The sequence below is a fragment of the Micromonospora sp. NPDC048040 genome (assembly GCF_055587185.1).
Genome location: NZ_JBVJGT010000027.1, coordinates 21,288 through 39,588 on the forward strand (window position 1 = coordinate 21,288; position 18,301 = coordinate 39,588).

18 protein-coding genes are annotated in these 18,301 nt (G+C 70.7%); 10 read left to right on the forward strand and 8 right to left on the reverse strand.

All coding sequences use genetic code 11. From position 1 onward, the window contains the following. Positions 1-3: 3 nt before the first annotated feature. The 9 genes from casA (at position 4) to cas2e (ending at position 7,059) form a co-directional block, all read left to right on the forward strand. Positions 4-1,671 carry a type I-E CRISPR-associated protein Cse1/CasA gene (gene casA, locus ACZ6O2_RS23150; RefSeq protein ID WP_466024232.1) on the forward strand — a complete coding sequence of 556 codons (1,668 nt, stop codon included), beginning with the start codon at positions 4-6 and terminating at the stop codon, positions 1,669-1,671. Between the two features lie 2 nt (positions 1,672-1,673). After that, on the forward strand, positions 1,674-2,336 hold the full coding sequence (gene casB / locus ACZ6O2_RS23155; RefSeq protein ID WP_466024233.1) for a type I-E CRISPR-associated protein Cse2/CasB: 663 nt from the start codon (positions 1,674-1,676) through the stop codon (positions 2,334-2,336). Further along, positions 2,333-3,457, forward strand: a complete 1,125-nt coding sequence (cas7e, locus tag ACZ6O2_RS23160) for a type I-E CRISPR-associated protein Cas7/Cse4/CasC (RefSeq protein ID WP_466024234.1) — start codon at positions 2,333-2,335, stop codon at positions 3,455-3,457. The genes casB and cas7e overlap by 4 nt, the downstream gene beginning before the upstream one ends. Next, positions 3,454-4,155, forward strand: coding sequence for a type I-E CRISPR-associated protein Cas5/CasD (gene cas5e, locus ACZ6O2_RS23165; protein ID WP_466024235.1), 702 nt, complete (start codon positions 3,454-3,456; stop codon positions 4,153-4,155). The genes cas7e and cas5e overlap by 4 nt, the downstream gene beginning before the upstream one ends. Before the next feature lie 2 nt (positions 4,156-4,157). After that, on the forward strand, positions 4,158-4,823 hold the full coding sequence (gene cas6e, locus ACZ6O2_RS23170) for a type I-E CRISPR-associated protein Cas6/Cse3/CasE (protein ID WP_466024236.1): 666 nt from the start codon (positions 4,158-4,160) through the stop codon (positions 4,821-4,823). Positions 4,824-4,837: 14 nt separating this feature from the next. Beyond that, positions 4,838-5,395, forward strand: a complete 558-nt coding sequence (cas1e, locus tag ACZ6O2_RS23175) for a type I-E CRISPR-associated endonuclease Cas1e (protein ID WP_466024237.1) — start codon at positions 4,838-4,840, stop codon at positions 5,393-5,395. A 124-nt stretch (positions 5,396-5,519) separates the two neighbouring features. Beyond that, positions 5,520-6,296, forward strand: a complete 777-nt coding sequence (locus ACZ6O2_RS23180; RefSeq protein WP_466024238.1) for a transposase family protein — start codon at positions 5,520-5,522, stop codon at positions 6,294-6,296. A 2-nt stretch (positions 6,297-6,298) separates the two neighbouring features. After that, positions 6,299-6,703 (forward strand): CRISPR-associated endonuclease Cas1, encoded by a 405-nt coding sequence (locus tag ACZ6O2_RS23185; RefSeq protein ID WP_466024239.1) that lies wholly within the window; start codon positions 6,299-6,301, stop codon positions 6,701-6,703. Continuing rightward, positions 6,703-7,059: a type I-E CRISPR-associated endoribonuclease Cas2e gene (gene cas2e / locus ACZ6O2_RS23190; protein WP_466024240.1), complete on the forward strand. Its 357-nt coding sequence runs from the start codon at positions 6,703-6,705 to the stop codon at positions 7,057-7,059. Before ACZ6O2_RS23185 ends, cas2e begins: the two co-directional genes overlap by 1 nt. 2,617 nt (positions 7,060-9,676) lie before the next feature. Here cas2e and ACZ6O2_RS23195 read toward each other — a convergent pair. The 8 genes from ACZ6O2_RS23195 to ACZ6O2_RS23230 form a co-directional block, all read right to left on the reverse strand. Then, positions 9,677-9,910, reverse strand: coding sequence for a hypothetical protein (locus ACZ6O2_RS23195; RefSeq protein ID WP_466024241.1), 234 nt, complete (start codon positions 9,908-9,910; stop codon positions 9,677-9,679). Between the two features lie 176 nt (positions 9,911-10,086). Next, positions 10,087-10,530 carry a DUF4190 domain-containing protein gene (locus ACZ6O2_RS23200; RefSeq protein ID WP_466024242.1) on the reverse strand — a complete coding sequence of 148 codons (444 nt, stop codon included), beginning with the start codon at positions 10,528-10,530 and terminating at the stop codon, positions 10,087-10,089. A gap of 2 nt (positions 10,531-10,532) precedes the next feature. Further along, positions 10,533-10,955 (reverse strand): hypothetical protein, encoded by a 423-nt coding sequence (locus ACZ6O2_RS23205; protein ID WP_466024243.1) that lies wholly within the window; start codon positions 10,953-10,955, stop codon positions 10,533-10,535. Beyond that, entirely contained in the window at positions 10,952-13,435 is a 2,484-nt protein-coding gene (locus ACZ6O2_RS23210) for an AAA family ATPase (protein ID WP_466024244.1), read from the reverse strand. Before ACZ6O2_RS23210 ends, ACZ6O2_RS23205 begins: the two co-directional genes overlap by 4 nt. Positions 13,436-13,792: 357 nt before the next feature. Continuing rightward, positions 13,793-13,936 carry a hypothetical protein gene (locus ACZ6O2_RS23215; RefSeq protein ID WP_466024245.1) on the reverse strand — a complete coding sequence of 48 codons (144 nt, stop codon included), beginning with the start codon at positions 13,934-13,936 and terminating at the stop codon, positions 13,793-13,795. A 188-nt stretch (positions 13,937-14,124) separates the two neighbouring features. Further along, a complete protein-coding gene (locus ACZ6O2_RS23220; RefSeq protein WP_466024246.1) occupies positions 14,125-15,030 on the reverse strand; it encodes a hypothetical protein in 906 nt (301 codons plus the stop codon). Between the two features lie 56 nt (positions 15,031-15,086). Further along, positions 15,087-15,401, reverse strand: coding sequence for a hypothetical protein (locus ACZ6O2_RS23225; protein WP_466024247.1), 315 nt, complete (start codon positions 15,399-15,401; stop codon positions 15,087-15,089). 227 nt (positions 15,402-15,628) lie between these two features. Next, positions 15,629-16,168, reverse strand: coding sequence for a DUF4352 domain-containing protein (locus ACZ6O2_RS23230; RefSeq protein WP_466024248.1), 540 nt, complete (start codon positions 16,166-16,168; stop codon positions 15,629-15,631). A gap of 102 nt (positions 16,169-16,270) precedes the next feature. Between ACZ6O2_RS23230 and ACZ6O2_RS23235 the strand changes: the two genes are divergently transcribed. Further along, complete coding sequence (locus tag ACZ6O2_RS23235; protein WP_466024249.1) at positions 16,271-18,208, forward strand: N-6 DNA methylase; 1,938 nt, start codon at positions 16,271-16,273, stop codon at positions 18,206-18,208. Positions 18,209-18,301 lie beyond the last annotated feature (93 nt).

Here is an 18,301-nt window from a genome sequence, read left to right on the forward strand (position 1 = left end):
GTGATGTCGGTGACCGACTCACCGCACCCAACCGGATTCTCACTGCTGGATGAGACGTGGATCCCGGTGCTAGACGTCTCGGGTCAGCGCCGCGAGGCATCGCTGCTGGGCCTGTTCGAGCAGGCCGGCGACGTGCGCCTGATCGCTTGTGAACTCCCCACGCAAACGTTCGCGATCCTCCGGCTGGCGCTGGCGATCCTGCATCGGGCCACCGGCGGCCCACCTGGGGAGGCTGCCTGGCAGGCGCTGTGGCGAGAGCGCCACCTCCCGCTGGTGGACATCGCGGACTACCTCGACGCGTTTCGCGACCGGTTCGACCTCCTTCACCCGGAGCACCCGTTCTACCAGGTCGCCGACCTGCGGGCGGAGAAGAACAACACGTACGGGCTGGAGCGGCTCATCGCCGACGTGCCCAACGGCATGCCCTTCCTGACCAGCCGGGCCGGTAAGGGGATGGAGTCGATTACACCGGCCGAGGCGGCCCGCTGGCTGGTCCACTGCCAGGCGTACGACCCGTCGGGCATCAAGACAGGCGCGGTCGGGGATCCACGGGCCAAGAACGGCAAGGGCTACCCGATTGGCCCCAGCGCGCTCGGCTGGCTAGGCGGCGTCTTCCTTGAGGGCGCGACCCTGCTGGAGACGCTGCTGCTCAATCTGGTGCCGATCGCGCCCAACTGGCAAATAGCCGACGAGCGGGACCTGCCGGTATGGGAGCGCGAGCCGCAGACGGCCGTCGAGGAGGCCGACTCGACACGCGGCCCGTACGGCCTGCTCAGCCTCTACACCTGGCAGTCCCGACGAATCCGGCTGTTCGGCGATGCCCGTGCCATCACCGGAGCCATGATCTCCAATGGTGACCGGCTCGAATGGCAGGATCGGCATCTGCTGGAGCCGATGAGCGTCTGGGGACGCAGCGCGCCGCGCGAGCGCGAACAGAAGCGGACCCCGGTCTACCTGCCCCGGCCGCACGACCACACCCGAGCACTGTGGCGAGGACTGCATACCCTGCTGCCATCGCCACCGCCGCTGGGTGCCGAACCGCCGCAGCGGCTGTCGCCGATGGTAGTGCAGTGGCTGGCTCGGCTGACCGTGACCGGCGGTGTCGGGTCGGACTTCCAGGTCCGTCCCCGCGCCACCAGCGCCACCTACGGCACACAGCAGGCGGTCATCGACGAGGTGTTCAGCGACGCGCTGACCATGAACGTGATGCTGCTGGTCGAGCATTCGGCGCTGCGTGCGACGGCCGTTGACGCTGCTGCCGACGCCGAGGCCGCGGTCCGGATGTTGCGCCGGCTCGCCACCAACCTGGTACGGGCCGCGGGCAGCCGGGATACCGACAGCGGGGACGGCGAGCGGGCGGCCGAACGCGCGTACGCCCTGCTGGACCGCGCGTTCCGTGACTGGCTGGCGCAGCTCGGTCCCGACAGCGACTCGGTAGCGGAGCGCGCCTCGTGGCAGCGCCTGGTGCGGCGGGGCGTCGAGCGGATCGGCGGTGAGCTGGTCGCCGCCGCTGGCCCAGCGGCCTGGGTCGGCCGGCCCGGCGCGGACCGCACGGGCAAGGAAGTGCACTACTCCAGCTCGCAGGCCGAGGCGTGGTTCCGCGCAGGCCTGGCCAAGGTGTTGCCGATGGCGGCCCAACCCTCACGTCAGGAGCAGGAGGTAGCAGTATGACGATGACTGAGATGGATCAGCCGGAGTCTCTGGCCCGCAAGCCGTGGGGACGGCGTCGCAGTGAACTGGGCGAACACGTCGCCCGGACGGTCGGCGGTCTGCAGGTGCGGCTGCTGCGGGATCCGCCCCAGCCGGAGGCGGTCAGCGCACTTGCCCGACTGCGTCGCGCCATCGGCCGCGTCCCCGGGTTCGACTACACGCTGGAGTCCTACATGCAGGTGCCGGAGCGCCTGTTGGGCTTCCAACCGTCCGACGATGCCACCGATGCCGAGTACGCCGTACACGACGCGGTCAGCCTGTACGCGCTGCACCAGCAGTCGCGCCGCGACCGAATGCACGTGGACGGACGAGGGCTGGGTCATGCCCTGGCCGACCTCGTCGCTAAGTCCAGCGGACCGGACGGCGTGCGCCGCCGCTTCGCCGCGCTCGGCACCGCCAGCACCTACCACGAGAGCATCTACCACCTTCGCAGCCTGATCACCATGCTGCGCGAGCCCCAGATCCCGCTCGACTACGGATTGCTCGCCGACGACTTGCAGACCCTGCGCCGGCCCGCAGGCCGGCCGAAGGTGCAGGCCACCTGGGGTCGAGAGTTCTTCCGCAGTCGCCCCAGCACCGACATTGACGCCACCGCCACCGATGCCCCCGAGGAGGACCCATCATGAGCCGCACCATCATCGACGTCTACGCGCTGCAGACGGTGCCACCGAGCAACCTCAACCGCGACGACACCGGCTCGCCGAAGACCGCCGTCTACGGCGGGGTACGACGCGCGCGGGTGTCCAGCCAGGCATGGAAGCGAGCGATCCGACTGGCGTTCGCCGGCCTGCTCGACCGCTCCCAGCTCGGCGAGCGGACCAAGCGCGTGGGCGAGTCGCTCGCGACTCGGATCAAGGCCCTCGACCCGAGCGTGTCCGACGAGACCGCGTCCGCGATGGCCGCCCAGGTCTTCGTCGCGTCCGGCCTTGCCAAGGCTGAGAAGAAGAAGGGCGAGGCGAAGGACGTCGAATCCGGGTACCTGCTGTTCCTGAGTCACCGGCAGTTGGACAACCTCGCCGCCGCAGCGCTGGAAGCCTCGCGCACCGGCACCGCCCTGGACAAGGCCCGGTTCAAGGCGCTGGCCAACACCGAACACTCCGTCGACGTCGCCATGTTCGGCCGGATGGTGGCCGACATGGCGGACATCAACGTCGACGCCGCGTGCCAGGTCGCACACGCCATCAGCGTGCACCCGGTCGACAACGAGTTCGACTACTTCACCGCCGTCGATGACCGCAAGGCCGACGCCGACGAGACCGGCGCCGGCATGATCGGCACCATCGAGTTCAACTCGTCGACCCTGTACCGGTACGCGACGGTCGACGTGGACGAGCTGCGTCGTACCCTCGGCGACGCCGACGCCACCCGGGCGGCGATCGAGGCGTTCCTGGTCGCGTTCGCGCGCAGCATGCCTACTGGCAAGCAGAACACGTTCGCGCACCGTACGCTGCCCGACGCGGTCATGGTGCGGGTGCGCGACACGCAGCCGATCAACCTGGTTGGCGCGTTCGAAACGCCGATTCGCGAGACGGACACCGTCGGACGGGTCGAACTGGCCGCAGCAGCCCTGGCGAAGCACACCGTCGCGGTCGAGAACGCGTTCGGCGAGCGTCCGGTCGCCAGCTGGGTGACCCAGGTCGGCGACAAGACTGCGGTGCTGGCCGACCTGGGCAAGGCGGTCACTTTCAGCGAGCTGGTCAACGGGGTGGGGGAGCAGGTCGCCGTGGCGCTCGGACAGCCCGCATGAGCGTGTTGTTGCTGCGGCTGGCTGGTCCGCTGCAGTCGTGGGGCTCGTCCAGCCGCTTCGCCCGCCGGGGCACCGAGGTCGCACCGACCAAGAGCGGAGTGATCGGCTTGCTGGCCGCCGCCAAGGGTGTCCGCCGCACCGAGCCGCTCACGGAGCTGTTGGGCCTGGAGTTCGGGGTAAGGCTGGACCAGCCCGGGCAGATCCTGCGGGACTTCCACACCGCCCGCACCCTCGACGGGCGGGACAGCGCGCCGCTGACCTACCGCTTCTACCTGTCCGACGCGGCCTTCCTCGCTGCCGTCAGTGGTGACCGGGAGTTGCTGCATGGCTTGGCGGAGGCGTTGGCGCGGCCGCGTTTTCCCCTCTATCTCGGGCGCCGTTCATGCCCGCCGGTCGGTCCGATCAGCCTCGGCGTACACGACGGAACCCTCGACGACGCGCTGACCTCGTGGCCGTGGCTCGCCGCGGATTGGTATCGGCGCCGGGCGGCCCATACGGTCCGGCTGGAGATCATCCGCGACGCCCGACCGGGCGAACCGGTCACCGAGACCGTTCCCGACGAGCCCGTCAGCTTCGACCCCGCGCATCGGCAACACACCTGGCGGTCGGTGCTGCGTCGGCACGTCGATGTCACCAACGACCTCGCCGAGCGGGCCGGTGTCACCGAGCACGACCCGCTGAGCCTGCTGGGAGGATGACCATGTTCCTCACCCGATTCCGGATCAACCCGGCACGCCGAGGCGCGCGGAAGCTGCTCTCCTCGCCACACGCCATGCACGCGGCCGTCCGCGCCGCCTTCGCCGTCCCAGAGGACCACGAGCGGGCCAGCACCCGTACCCTGTGGCGGCTAGACACCCCGGCCACCGCGACCGTGCACCTCTACATTGTCAGCCCCGGCCGACCCGACCTCACCCACCTGGTCGAGCAGGCCGGCTGGCCCACCACGGAAACCTGGGCGACCCGTGATTACGACGGTTTGCTCGGCTCGCTGCGCCCCAGCCAGCAGTGGGCGTTCCGACTCACCGCCAACCCAACCCACAGCGGCCGCAAAACCGCCGACGCGAAGGAAACACAACGCTTCGGCTACCTCCGTGAACCGGAGCAGGTCGAGTGGCTGGCCAGCCGGGCCAGCCGGCACGGCTTCGCCCTAGCGACCCAACACGACGGACGGCCCAACCTGCGGCTGCACCACCGCCAAACGCAGAGCTTCAGACGGGGCATGGGTACTGTCACCCTCACCACGGTGACGTACGACGGCATCCTCCAGGTCACCGATGCGGACGCTTTCCGCCAGACGTTGACCAGCGGGATCGGGCACGCCAAGGCGTACGGCTGCGGCCTGCTTACCCTCGCCCCGACCGGCTGAGTCCGAGCTGACCGATGAAGATCCCAGGCGTGCCGCCAGCCGAACTCGCCGACCTCGCCCGCGCCGAGGACCGGATCAGCTTCCTCTACCTCGAACGCAGCGTGATCCACCGAGATAGCAACGCGATCACCGCAACCGATGATCAAGGTGTCGTGCACATTCCGGCCGCCTCAGTAGGTGTCCTGCTACTCGGTCCGGGCACCAGCATCACCCACCAGGCCATCGCCCTGCTTGCCGACCACGGTGCCACCGCCGTCTGGGTCGGCGAGCGGGGCGTGCGCTACTACGCACACGGCCGGTCACTCGCCGCGTCCAGCCGCCTGCTCGTAGCGCAGGCCGCCGCCGTTAGCCATCGCGACCGCCGGCTCGCCGTCGCCCGCACCATGTACGCGATGCGCTTCCCAGGCGAGAACACCGCCAACCTCACCATGCAGCAACTGCGAGGCAAGGAGGGCGCACGAGTCCGCCGGACGTACCGGGAACACGCCGAACGGACCGGCATCGCCTGGCGCAACCGCGACTATGACCGCGCCGACTTTGCCGCCGGGGATCCCATCAACCAGGCACTGTGAGCCATTTTCATCGTGATCAGGTCGCCTGAGCAGGCACTCAGCGGCGTGTCGTTGCTCCAGACAGGACGAAGCTCCCGGTAGGACAGCAGTCGACCAAGACGCACCGCCCAGCACGGGAGCTTCGTTGCTGACCTATCCTGCCAGCATTCCGCTGTCCACGCGCAGCCTGACCCGCCTGACCGAGCTGATCCGCGATCGACGCCGCACGCTCGGCGGCCGCTGGCGCCGGCTACCCGCGCAGCAGCAGGCCCTGACGGCCCTGGCCCACCTGCGCAACGGCGACACCCTCACCCGCCTCGCAGCCGGCTTCGAGGTGTCCGTGGCGACCGTGTGGCGCTATCTACGCGAGGCCGTCGACCTGCTCGCCGCCTGCGCCGACGATTTCACCGCCGTCATGCGCCAGGCGGCACGGCTGGCCTACGCGATCCTCGACGGCACGCTGATCTCGATCGACCGGGTCGCTGACCAGCGGCCCTACTACTCCGGTAAGCACAAGCGCCACGGGGTGAACGTGCAGGTCCTGGCCGACGCCGCCGGGCGGCTGATCTGGGCCTCACCCGCCCTGCCCGGCTCCGTTCATGACCTGACCGCAGCCCGCACCCACGGCCTGATCGACGCCCTGGCCAGCGCCAACGTGCTGACCTTCGCCGATAAGGGCTACCAAGGCGCCCGCGGTACCATCTGGACCCCATTCAAACGCCGCCGCACCCGCCTGTCCCGCCGGCAGAAGTCCGTCAACCGGCACCACGCCAAAATCCGAGCCCTCGGCGAACGCGCCGTCTCCACCCTCAAGACCTGGAAAATCCTGACCAAGCTACGCTGCTGCCCCCGCCGCGCCACCACGATCGTGCAGGCCATCCTCGTCCTCCAAGCCGCCGAGGACGCCCGCTACCCACGATGAAAATGGCTCTGTCTGCCGCACACGCCTGTCTGTACGGCATCGTGCACACGGTCATCGTCGCGCTCGGAGCCGCGCCCGGTCTCGGCTTTGTTCACACCGGGCATGAACGCGCTTTCGTGTACGACATCGCCGACCTTTACAAGGCTGAGATAACCATCCCCGTTGCTTTCGATGTGGTGGCTGGCGGCTCGACCGACATCGGCACCGACACTCGACGCGCCGTGCGTGACCGTGTACACGATGGGGCCATCCTCGCCCGATGTGTACGCGACATCCGCATGTTGCTGCTCCAACCCCAACCAGGTGGCGAGATTGAGGATGAAGACTCCCTTCGCCTCTGGGACGACACCGGGCTCGAACTGAGTGCGGGTCGCAATTACGCCGACATTGGCCAGGTCGATTTTTGATGACCGTCATTATCCTCACCGCCTGCCCACCCGGACTGCGTGGGCATCTGACACAGTGGCTGTTTGAACTTTCCGCTGGCGTGTACGTCGGCCACGCGAGCACTCGCGTACGCAACAGATTGTGGACTCGAGTGACCGACATGGCTGGTGCGGGCCGGGCACTGATGGTCTTTCAGGTTCGCGGTGAACGGCGACTTTCGTTCCTGGCGCATGACCATCACTGGACCCCTGTAGATGTGGATGGCGTGACCCTGATGCGTCGCCCTGCTGACCCGATGGTCAACCCTGCCGTGCCCGAGGGCTGGAGCAAGGCGGCCAGGCGCCGCCGGTTTGGGCGCCGCGGGCGACCAGCGTAGAGGATGCCGGGCGGCAAGGGCGGCTTTTCCCAAGCTCGACGCGGTGGGACCACCCCGCGTGCGGGGGGAGCAGGACGCCAACGGCGCACGCATCACGAAGGCCGCCGGACCATCCCCGCGTGCGCGGGGAGCAGGGCGAGCCCGACGGCGCCGGTAGTGAGCACGGTGGACCACGCCCGGCGTGCGAGGGGAACAGCCCGAGGTCATCGTCTTCGACAACCTCATGGACGGACCACCCCCGCGTGCGCGGGGAGCAGCGGGGGCGACCGCACAGGCCGGTGCGTCGACCTGGACCACCCGCGTGCGCGGCGAGCAGGTGGCGGTCATTTTCCCGGTCAGGCCGATCCCCGGACCACCCCCGCGTGCGCGGGGGAGCAGGTGTGGCATCTGCGGCTGGACGACGGGCACCGGGGACCACCCCCGCGTGCGCGGGGAGCAGGTGCGGCGGGCCCGGCCGCGCGCCCCTGGGGTGGGGACCACCCCCGTGTGCGCGGGGAGCAGATCCGCTGCACCAGTGCAAGGATCTGCGGCAGGGGACCACCCCCGTGTGCGCGGGGAGCAGGGTCGGCGGGTGGCGTGCCGACCCGGCTGACGGGGACCACCCCCGCGTGCGCGGGGAGCAGTATGACCCGGCGGTCGACCCCGAGGACCTCTGGGGACCACCCCCCGCGTGCGCGGGGAGCAGGGGCTCTTGCGCTTCTTCCGCAGTGCGGCGGTCGGACCACCCCCGCGTGCGCGGGGAGCAGGTCGAGGTGATCCGGCCGCCAGCGAAGGACACCGGACCACCCCCGCGTGCGCGGGGAGCAGGACTCGTCGGTGACGGGGACGTCCTGGCCCCACGGACCACCCCCGCGTGCGCGGGGAGCAGTCGGCGGCGCGGGCGTTGAGCTGCTCGTTGGCCGGACCACCCCCGCGTGCGCGGGGAGCAGGGCATGCGCTGGTTCACCATGACCCCGAACACGGGACCACCCCCGCGTGCGCGGGGAGCAGGCGTGGGCCGACGTGTTCAGCGCGATGGAGGAGGGACCACCCCCGCGTGCGCGGGGAGCAGGCCCCCGGCGGTCGGACGCCCGGGTCGGGGACGGGACCACCCCCGCGTGCGCGGGAGCAGACCTTGGTCCAGATCCTCAGCGGGTCGCCCTCCGGACCACCCCCGCGTGCGCGGGGAACAGCTGGCGCCGACGTGGTCGCTGGTGGGGTTGGTGGGACCACCCCCCGCGTGCGCGGGGAGCAGAGGTAGTGGGATCGGCTCGGGGTCGCGAGGACCACCCCGCGTGTGCGGGGGAGCAGGACCCCGCTTCGATCCTGTCGGCCGTGACGGCGGGACCACCCCCGCGTGCGCGGGGCGCAGGCCACCCTCCATGCAGGATGCACGTGGGTCACCGGACACCCCGCGTGCGCGGGGAGCAGGACAGGGGTGAGGCTGGCCCGACTGCGGACATTGGACCATCCCCGCGTGCGCGGGGAGCAGCCCATCCAGCTGTTCAACAAGGCCACCGACCCGGGACCACCCCCGCGTGCGCGGGGAGCAGGCCGTCTACCGGGAGGGGGCGGCGGAGCCGGAGGGACCACCCCCGCGTGCGCGGGGAGCAGCCGCGTCGAACTTCGTCCACTGCCACCACCCGAGGAGACCACCCCCGCGTGCGCGGGGAGCAGGTGCCGGAGGATCCCGCGTTGCCTGACGACAAGGGACCACCCCGCGTGCGCGGGGAGCAGCCATCGGGCACCGGTCTACCGTGCACCCGGGCAGGACCACCCCCCGCGTGCGCGGGGAGCAGATCGCCTTCAGCGCGGCGGCCGCGGCGTCGTACGGACCACCCCCGCGTGCGCGGGGAGCAGTCTCCCCACCATTATCGTTCGTGTAAGTCGCCAGGACCACCCCCGCGTGCGCGGGGAGCAGACCAGGTTCCAGCCGGGCAAAAGGTGCCCGCCGGGACCACCCCCGCGTGCGCGGGGAGCAGCACATCGGACTGGTCACGACCGTGCACGGCACGTTCGAGGACCACCCCCGCGTGCGCGGGGAGCAGCCGGCGCTGGCGACCGGATCGAAGTCGGTCCTGGGACCACCCCCCGCGTGCGCGGGGAGCAGGACCGGGAGGGCTTGCGGGCCGTCCTGGACGCGGGACCACCCCCGCGTGCGCGGGGAGCAGGTCGAGCCAGCCGCGGAGGTTGACGACGACGGCGGACCACCCCCGCGTGCGCGGGGAGCAGGTCGAGCCAGCCGCGCAGGTTGACGACGACGGCGGACCACCCCCGCGTGCGCGGGGAGCAGACTTCCTGAGCTGGCGCTCTAAGGATCAACCATGCCGATTTACTTCACTTTGGCTGGGGATACTTCGCATGCTCCATTCCCGAAACTAGACGACAGTGGCGCGCGGGAATTAGCGGAGCCCGCTGCCGTAGGCGCCTGCGCCGGCACCGTATCTGCTTGTCGGTGTTGGCGATTGTGCCAGATCTCAGGGTAGTCGAAGATCGAGTTGGCGAGTTCGATGAGCCAACGCCGCGGGTCGAGCAGTTCGACCTGCGCACCACTCTTTGGCCGGATGCATGGTGCCGGCCGCAGGCTTGGCGAGAGCCGTCGCAAGCGTCCGGCGGCTCCATGTCGGCATCTGCTCGGTCAGCAGATCCGGTTGCGGGGAGCAGGCTCCGCTTCCAGTGCCTCGGCGTGGGTGGAGGTGGCGACGTAGTGTCCGACCCCCGTCGAGCAGCATACGCTCGTGCGGAAGGCCTCGACCGCGCAGCTCCCCGGCGAGATCTTGCACGTCGTTGGCTTCGCTACGTCGGCGGCGGTGCCGTGGATGAGCAGGGGCGGTTCGTCGGATATCCGCAGCACGAACTCGTCCGGCGCCACTGTGCAGCCGGGTCGCGTAGGCGAACTGGAATCGAGGCACGGTTGCCGCCCAGCATCGGCGTCCACGATCGCTGACACCGCGGTCGCTGCGGCAAAATCGACCCTCCTGCGTCACCGCATGCAACGTGCGGTGTACCCGCCGGTACTGCCCCGCGGATGAATACCTGACCCGGGAATCAGGGGGTCGGCGACGGGGCGGCCGCGCCCATGACGCCGCCGAAGAACATCAGGATCGTGAAGGCGATCATCGGACCCACGAACACGTAGCCCAGGACGAGACCGGCGATCGCCATGCCGTGACCCGACCTTGTGCCGTCCCGGGTCTCTCGCAGGGCGACGTGGCCGAGGATGACGGCGAGGATGCACGGCAGGCCGAACAGGCACCAGCCGCCGAGTACGCCGAGGATTCCGAGCACCATTGACGCGGTCGCCGTGCCCGATGTGAGCGGCGGCTGCACGGTTACCCGTTGCACGGGTTGGGGGTAGCCGGCGGGTTGGTAGGGCGTGGCGGAGACCGGAGGGTACGGGCCGGGCAGGCCGGACACCGGCGGGAACGGTCCTGGGACGCCGGAGACCGGCAGCGGACCGGCGGGGTCGTGGTGGGGCTGCGGGTAGGTCATCGTCAGGGTTCCGTTCTTCCGGCCAGTTGGGTGAGCAGGGCGCTCACCTCGGTGTGCAGGCGGCGCAGCTCCGCGGCTGTCGGCGCCAGCTCGTAGCAGTGGTGGTGGGCGACGGCCGACAGGGTTGCCCAGGCGAACGCGACGCGGCGCGCGACGGCCGCGCCAGGCCCGAGCCGGCCGCGCAGCATCAGCTGCTTCGCCCGGCCCTGCCGGCACTGCGCCACCGCCGGCCTGGTCTGCTGCCAGTAGGTGTCGATGCCGCCTTCGAGGGCGAGCCGGATCAGGCAGGCGCAGGCCCGTGGCCACCATCCGGCGTTGGCTGCAGCCGCGCCGAACGTACCGGCGCCGCGCAGCAGCTGGTCGGCCGCCGCCAGGCAGTGCCGGGGCGTCGGCGTGGCCGCTCCGGCATCGGCACGGGCGGTCACGACAAGGCCTTCGCGAGGTGGCGGGTGTCCGCGACCAGGCCGGGCAAATCTGCCAGGTACGCCCCGTGCACGCCCTCCCGGCACGCCTGGTAGGCCGCCACGGCCCGCTGCCCGTACCGGCGATTCAGGTGCCCGAGCACGTCGCCGCCTCGTTCGGCGTCGTCGAAGAGCGCCAACGCGACCGTGGTGGCCAGCCGCCGAGACGCGTCCACGATGGCCACCTCGATGTCGTGGTGCGGCATCCCGCGCGTCACCCGCTGCCGCCACACGACCCGGTGGCAGGCTGCCTCCAGCGCCGAGCGGCACAGCTCCGCCACCACCGGTCCGCACACCTCGGCCGGGATTTCGTCGTTGCGCGACAGCGCGTACGCGTCGTCGAGGTAGCGGGTTACCGGGTCAGAGCCGGGCCGCAGCGTCACCGCCGACCGCTCTGCGCGGGTCACCTCGACGATCCGGGCCTTGCCCAGGTCGAGGCGGCGGACCGCCTCGGGCAGCCGGGTGTCGTGAGTGAACACCACCACCTGCCGCTGCTCCGCCAGCTCCGCGAGCACCCGGGCCAGCCCGTCGACCTTGGCCGGGTCCATGCTCTGCACCGGGTCGTCGACGACGATGAACCGGAACGGGCTCTCCGGGGCGCATCCGCGCGGCAGGAACGTCGCCAACCCCAGGGCGTGCATCTCGCCCTGGCTCATGACCCCGAGTGCGGTGCCGTTGTCGGCGCCGTCCACGCTGACCGGGAACACCACCCGCCGCCGGGTGTTCGCCCCTTCGAGGGTCATCGCGCCCAGCTCGACGTTGCTCTCCTGCCGCAGTTGCGCCCAGATCCGCTGCGAATGCTGCGCGAACGGCGCCACCCGCTCGTTGCGCAGCTGGACCGCGGTGGCCTTCAGCCAGGCCCGCGCCGCCTTCACCCGGGCCAGCATCGCGTCCCGCTCGGGCAGCCCGGCCGCGACGTCGACCCAGCCGCGCAGCTCGCCCGCCGCCCGCCGCCAACCGGTGTCGCGCTCCCGCAGGAACCCCTCGGCGTACGCGCGGGCCGCCTCCGCCGCGGCCACGACGGCCGGGTACCGCGCGGTGAGGTGCGCCGCCAGCTCCGCAGGCTCACCGGGTACGCGCCGCAGCGCGGCCACGGCCTCGCGCAGCCCGTCCAGCGGCACCTCCGCCGCGTCACCCTCCGGCACGGTGAGGTCGTCAACCAGGTGGTGCGCCTGCCGGAGCAGCGCGCTCAGCCGCGCCGCCGCCGACTGGGCAGCGAGGCTACGGTCTCGCAGCTGCGCCAGCGACACGCTGGCGGCGGTGCGCCAGTCCCCGTCGAGGGTGCCGGCGGCGCAGACCGGGCAGGCACCGTCGCCGGCGTCCGCGTGGTGCTCCATGGCGAGGCGGAGCAGCTCCGCGCTGCGCAGCGCCGCCCGGGACCGACCGCCGTCGTGCCGCTGCGCCTCCGCGGCGGCGTCGGCCAGCTGGACGGCCAGCCGCGCCACCTCGTCCGACGCCGGCACGGTCAGCGCAACCAGTTGCCGGCACAGCAGCAGCGGCCCGTCGGCAATCGCCTCCTCCGGCTCGTCGAGGATCGCGGTCAGCGCCGCAAGGTCGACCACGCTGCGGCCCGTCAGCAGCGCGGCGGCCCGCCGGGCCCGGTCGTCGGCGACCTCGGCCAGGCGCTCGGCGAGAGCGGCGCGCCGGGTGCGTACGTCCTTGATGGCGGCGTCGATGGGCCGGGCGGCGGCCATCAGCCGCTGGTCGGCCTCGGTGATCGCCTCCAAGCCGAGGATCGCGGAGATCGCGTCGAAGAGCTGACTCTGCGTGCCGGCGGTGAGCCGACCCAGCTCGGCGGCGGTGAGGAACGGCCGGTACAACTCCAGCGGGCGGGCCAGTTCCAGCTCTGTCAGGTCGGCGTGCCGGCCCCGGTCGCTGGTGACGGTGACCTCCGCGTCGGGCAGCGCCGCGCCGACCGGCCACGACCGGGTAATCGTCACCGGCTTCGCCACGCCGTCGGTGCGCAGCTGCACCACGATCCAGCACGGGTCGGGGGAGTGCAGGTTGCGCCACCCCGTACGCCAGACGCTGTTGCGGTCGGCCCAGCGGGCGCTGTCGCCGGTCAACGCCAGCTCGACGGCCTCGGCGAAGCTCGACTTGCCGGAGCCGTTGCGGCCGACCACCAGGGTGAGGCCCGGGCCGGGGGCGATCTGGAGGGTGCGCTCCGGGCCAACGCCGCGGAACCCAGCGACGGTGATCGAGGAGAGCCAGATCTGCGTCGGCGGCCCGTCGGTTGTCGGGGCGGGCAGGCCGAGGGCGGTCCGCTTGCCGGCGAGGGCAGAGGCCAGGTCGGTATCGCCGCTGAACGCGGCGAGGACGACCTCGGCGATGCCGTCCGGTACGTCGTCGGCGGCGAGCCGGTCGAAGATCAGCTCGGCCAGCGGTTCCGTGTGGCGGGTGGGCCCGGGCTGTGTCGCGGGGGAGTGCTGACGGGGCAGCGGCATGGTGATCTCCAGGCGCGTGGTCTCCGCGGGCCGGCATCAGATGCGGGCCCGCCCGGGTGAGCGGTGGGGGCAAGGTTGCGGATGCGGTGATGTTGATGTCGTGGACGGGTCAGCTGCTCTTCGGGTCGCTGTCGAGCTGCCCCGTCTGTGCAGGCGTCAGTGGGGCAAACGCCGTTCGCCGTACCGCTGCGAGCTCAAGGTGCAGCCGGAGAAGTAGATGATCAACAAGCCCGTCGGTCAGGCGTCCATGCCGGGACCGGCCCAGGGGTGGATTGTGGCGGCGGTGGACGAGATGGCGGTGCCGTTATCGGTGCGAACGATGATCGTCTCCCGTGGGTGTGCAGGCTGCGGATGCGGTCAGCGTGCGACGGTCGTGTGCCAGTCGCGCAGGAAGGCATCGACCAGGGAATGCGCCCGGGGGCGCACGTCGAAGGGCTCATCCATCCGGTCGGTGCCCCGGCCGCGCAGGCCGTAGTGACCGTCGCTGACGACGTACCTCACGGCGGGGCGTCTGGGCGTAGGCGCACAACGCGACGGCGCGCTCGTGCAGGGGTGCGGGGAGCAGGTCCAGGGCTTGCAGGAACTCATCGGGACGCACGATGCCTCCTGACGTCTCGTAGTGGGGTGAGGGAGGGCGCTGGGCAATGGGCCTCGTCGTCTCGGCGCTGCGGGCTGATGTTCTCGGCGGATCAGGCGGGCGTGATGCTCCAGTTGCCGTCCGCCGTGATTTGGACGAGGGCGGGGGCCTGGAGCGGACGGACTCCGGAGTAGCCACCGATCTCGTTGACGAGCAGGCCGCCTTCGCCGGTCTCGATCGAGTAGGCATGGATGACGAAGTTCGAGCTGCCCCTTGTGTGGGTGATCTTCGCGGCGGTGGCTTCGCCGCCCAGTACCAGCACGTCGTCACCCTTGCCGCTTGCTTTGCCGGCGAGCGCCTTCGTGGCCAGCTGGTCTACCGAGCCGATGGTCAACGTCCAGGACCCGGAAGCCTCGATCTCGAACTGGGTCGTCAGGGACCCGTTCTCGAGGTTGATCCATCGCTTGCCGCTGTAGGAGCCGATCTCGTTGACCAGCAGGCCGTCTCCGTCGCTCTTCAGAACAGTGTTGCTGGAGCACTTGCAGGTGAACTTCACGACCGACAGCTCGGTCAGCTCCTTGACTCGTACCACGTCGTCGCCGCGTCCCTTGATCACCTTGGGCTTCGGGGTCGGCGGAGGCGTGGTCGGCTCGGGAGCGGCGGTCGTGGGAGCGGCCGTCGTCGGGGCGGCCGTCGTCGGGGCGGCGGTCGCCGGTGTAGCCGTGGTCGGGGTGGCGCTGCTCGGGACAGGCACAGCCGAGCTGCTGGCGCTGGCAACCGGGTCAGCGTCGTCGCTAGTGACTGCGCCGACCACTGCGCCGCCGCAGCAGAGGGCGATGACGAGGGCGATACCGCCGATGGCCCAGGCGCGGGCGTTGGCGCGCTTGGTCGGTGTTGCGGCACCGGGTAGGACGCTGCCGGGGGGAACCGGGGTGGGAGACGTGGGGGTAGCCGGGTGGGCCGACGGCTGCGGCGGGGAGGTGGGTTGCTCGGGGATTGGAGCGGTCGGATCCGACATGGTGTCTCCTGCTGCTCATGGAAGTCGTCGTGAGGTGATCGGTTTCATCTGGCAGCTCAGGGGATGGTGAGGGTGAAAGGACCCCTGTCCGTCTTGGTGGTGAAACCGAAGGCGTCGACCTGGTACAGGTCTGTCTCGGGCACCTCGAAGGTGAGGGCAGAGGTGCAGACGTAGTCCCTGGTCTCTGTGCTGCCGCTGATCTCGCCGTCCAGCGGGATGGACTTGGCGCTGAGGACGTTGCCGTTGCCGTCGGAGACAGTGAGGCTTTGGCTGGGGAATGGCTTGAACCTGTCGGAGTACACGCAGGTGGAGCCGTCCATGTTGGTGCAATACAGGCCGTTGCTGCACTGGAGGGTGACGCGCAGGGTCACCCAGGCGGGGTGCCGGACTGGCGGTGGCGGTGCTGGCCGCGGGCGAGGTGGCTGTGGTCGGTTCGGCGCTGGTGGCTTGACTGCAGGCGGTTAGTGCGAGGGCCGTGATGAGCAGAGCGGCGCTGATCGCCTTTTTCACGGGCAGCAACCTTCCGGTGGGTGGGCAGAGTTGAACGCGGAGCACCTGACGCGGTCCGGCCGGTGGTGCCCGCCCGGTGCGAGGCGGATCAGGTGAGGGCGACCTCGACGCCGCCGGAGAACGGGGAGTCGTGCAGCTCGAGCTTGGTGAGCTTGACCTTCTTCGGGATGTCGAAGACGACGACGCCGGTGACCTGGTTGCCGGGGTTGATGTCGTTGAGGAAGGTCTCGGCGTTCTTGTTGGCGTAGATGGCGGCACCGGTGTCGGAGGAGTACTCGGTGCCGTCGGCCGCGTACGCCTTCTGGCTGCTGCCGTCGAACATCTGCGCTTCCTTGCCGATGTTCTTGACGTTGAGCGTGACCAGGCAGAACTGGCCCTGGGCCTTCTCGCCGAGCAGGTCGGTGCCGACCTTGGCGACGCCGCACTTGGAGGACTTCACCGTGAACTCGAACTTGCCGTCCCGGGCCGGCTGGCCAATCTTGGCGGTCTTCGGCGCCTTGTCTTCGCCCTTGGCGCCGCTGTCGCTGCCCGAGCTGCCCGAGCTGCTGGAGCTGTCGGTAGTTCCAGAGCTGCAGCCCAGCGCGACGACCGCGGCGGCGACGAGGGCGAGGGTGGTGGTCTTGCGCATCGTTGTCCTCCTGATGTGAACGTTGCGGCGTCAATGAGAGCATTGTCCGAGAACTGTGTCAACAGACGCTGTGAACCTTGACGGATGTGCGAGACTGCGGAGGTGAAGACACCGACCGTCACGGCGGCAGAGATCGCCCGGCTCGCCGGCGTCGGTCGCGCCGCGGTCAGCAACTGGCGCAAGCGGCACCCCGACTTTCCCACCCCAGTGGGCGGCACCACCGCCAGCCCGGAGTTCGACCTAATCCACGTCGAGCAGTGGCTACGCGCCCAAGGCAAGCTCCCCGAGCTGTCCCCCGCGGACCGACTCTGGCAGCACCTCGCAGCCCCGAAAGAGACCCCGGCCTCCGCACTCGCCGCCGTCGGCGCCCTGCTGCTGGCCCGGCTTCGTGGCGAACGCCGCACCCGTGCCACGGTCGACGCCCACCTGTCGGCCCTGCTGCCGGACGTCGACGCCCTCGCCGACGAACTCGGCCCCCAAGCCGCCTTCGACCAGTTGTGGCGACGCTTCTCCGCCCCCGGCCCAGGCCGCCACTACGCCACCTCCGACGAACTCGCCGACCTGATGGTCGGAATCGCCGACGTCAGCCGCGGCTCCGTCCTCGACCCCGCAGCCGGCTCCGGCGCCACCCTGCGGGCCGCCGCCCGCGCCGGCTGTACCTCGGCCTACGGCCAAGAACTCGATCCCGACCTCGCCAAGCTCGCCGCCCTTTGGCTCGCCCTGCGCGACGTTCCCGCCGAGGTCTGCTCCGGCGATTCGCTTCGCGTCGACGCCTTCGCCGGCCGCACCGTCGACGCGGTGGTCTGCCACCCGCCGTTCGGCATCACCAACTGGGGCAGCGAAGAACTCGCCTATGACCCCCGCTGGGAGTACGGCCCCCCGCCACGCACCGAACCGGAACTGGCCTGGGTGCAGCACGCCCTCGCCCACCTACGTCCCGGCGGACACGCCGTCCTGCTCATGCCACCCGCCGCAGCCGGACGGCGCGCAGGCCGGCGCATCCGCGCGGAGCTGCTGCGGCGCGGCGCCCTGCGCGCCGTCATCGCCCTGCCCAGCGGGGTGGCCGCACCACACGGCGTTCCGCTGCACCTATGGGTGCTGCGGCGGCCCGCAGCCGACGTGCCAGCGCCGGCGCGGACCCTGCTGGTCGACGCGGCCGAAGGCGACGTCGCCGAGCTGTCCGCGCGGGTCCTCGCCACGTGGCGGGCTTTCACCACCGCACCCGACGCCGACGTCGAGGAGGCAGGCTTCGCTCGCGCGGTGCCGGTCATCGAACTGCTCGACGAGGAAATCGACCTCACCCCCGCTCGCCGGCAACCTGTCATCGGGGGCGAGCAGACCGGCGAGCATCTCGTACGCACCAGGGAGCATCTGGCCGCCATCGTCGGTGACCTGCCCGCGTTGATGCCGCAGGTCAGCCCCATGCCCGCGGGGGCCCCGCCGCTGTCCACCTCAGTCGCCGAGCTGATCCGCAGCGGTGCGCTCCAACTGATCGGACCGGTGCGTGTCTCCTCCGCAGCCCGTTCCACGAGCAGGTCACGCGTGCTCACCGTGCCCGACGTGTTAGCCGGCGTCGACGCCTCCGAACAGGTCGACGAGCAGGTCGGCCAGGAGATTTCCCTCGCCGTCGGGGACGTGGTGGTGCCCATGATCGCCCACACGTTGACCGCCCGGGTGATCACTGCCGAGGGCGCGCTGCTCGGTCGCAACCTCTACCTGCTGCGCCCCAACCCGGCCGCGCTCGACCCGTGGTTCCTCGCCGGGCAGCTACGCACCTCCGCCAACGAGAAACAGACGTCCAGCCTGTCGGGAACCCCGCGTTTCGACATCCGCCGCGCCCAGGTGCGGCGACTGCCTCTCGACGAGCAGCGGGCGCACGGGGAGGCGTTCCGGCGTCTCGACGCGTTCGAGTCGGCAATCCGACAGGCCGCTTCGCTGGGTGCGGAACTCGTGCAACTGATCGCGGATGGACTGGCGCGAGGCGGTCTGCGACCAGATGGCACGTCCCTGGACCAGCGCAAATCGCCGAGGAGTCACTAGATTCTTGCTCACGCAACGATGTACGGTCATGCGTCCGTCAGGCGTGGGGCCGACACGACGGACCAGCAATTCAGATGGGTGTCATCGTGAGGG

Bases quoted from the DNA above. Each gene is read 5' to 3' on its own strand.
- cas2e (WP_466024240.1), top strand. From the start codon at position 6,703: ATGACCGTCATTATCCTCACCGCCTGCCCACCCGGACTGCGTGGGCAT.
- ACZ6O2_RS23220 (WP_466024246.1), bottom strand. From the start codon at position 15,030: ATGTCGGATCCGACCGCTCCAATCCCCGAGCAACCCACCTCCCCGCCG.
- cas6e (WP_466024236.1), top strand. From the start codon at position 4,158: ATGTTCCTCACCCGATTCCGGATCAACCCGGCACGCCGAGGCGCGCGG.
- cas5e (WP_466024235.1), top strand. From the start codon at position 3,454: ATGAGCGTGTTGTTGCTGCGGCTGGCTGGTCCGCTGCAGTCGTGGGGC.
- ACZ6O2_RS23230 (WP_466024248.1), bottom strand. From the start codon at position 16,168: ATGCGCAAGACCACCACCCTCGCCCTCGTCGCCGCCGCGGTCGTCGCG.
- ACZ6O2_RS23185 (WP_466024239.1), top strand. From the start codon at position 6,299: ATGGCTCTGTCTGCCGCACACGCCTGTCTGTACGGCATCGTGCACACG.
- ACZ6O2_RS23200 (WP_466024242.1), bottom strand. From the start codon at position 10,530: ATGACCTACCCGCAGCCCCACCACGACCCCGCCGGTCCGCTGCCGGTC.
- cas7e (WP_466024234.1), top strand. From the start codon at position 2,333: ATGAGCCGCACCATCATCGACGTCTACGCGCTGCAGACGGTGCCACCG.
- casB (WP_466024233.1), top strand. From the start codon at position 1,674: ATGACTGAGATGGATCAGCCGGAGTCTCTGGCCCGCAAGCCGTGGGGA.
- cas1e (WP_466024237.1), top strand. From the start codon at position 4,838: ATGAAGATCCCAGGCGTGCCGCCAGCCGAACTCGCCGACCTCGCCCGC.
- casA (WP_466024232.1), top strand. From the start codon at position 4: ATGTCGGTGACCGACTCACCGCACCCAACCGGATTCTCACTGCTGGAT.
- ACZ6O2_RS23210 (WP_466024244.1), bottom strand. From the start codon at position 13,435: ATGCCGCTGCCCCGTCAGCACTCCCCCGCGACACAGCCCGGGCCCACC.